Origin of the sequence: Microbacterium sp. GbtcB4 (assembly GCF_019091465.1) — a bacterium.
GTDB classification, from domain to species: domain Bacteria; phylum Actinomycetota; class Actinomycetes; order Actinomycetales; family Microbacteriaceae; genus Microbacterium; species Microbacterium paraoxydans.
The window spans coordinates 1-340 of sequence record NZ_JAGXJJ010000032.1 but is presented as its reverse complement, the minus strand read 5'-3'; the positions used below and the strand labels follow the sequence as shown (position 1 = coordinate 340).

Annotated in this window: 1 pseudogene; it reads left to right on the top strand. The window is 73.2% G+C overall.

Annotation, left to right across the window (positions count from 1 at the left end):
- A pseudogene (locus KVS71_RS17165) lies at nt 1-340 on the top strand (hypothetical protein); the annotation flags it as partial.

Here is a 340-nt window from a genome sequence, read left to right as displayed (position 1 = left end):
CCCCGCTCGCCGTCATCTCCTCGTTCTTCCTCGGCGACGACCGGGCCGCGATCGAACCCGTGTACACCGCCGCGATGCTCCGCGAGCCCGACGAGATCCTCGCCGCGATCCCGCACGACGACCTCGCCGTGCAGTGGGACGACGCGAGCGAGATGGGCATCATCGAGGGTGCCTCCGGGTACGGGGCCGTCATGGAGGCGTGGTGGCCCGGCGGCCCGTTCGACGGCCTCGTCTCGCGTCTGGCCGCCCTCGTCGACGCGGTCCCGGACGACGTCGAGGTGGGCGGGCACCTCTGCTACGGCGACGCGGGGGGGAAGCACTTCTTCGGGCCGGCCGACGC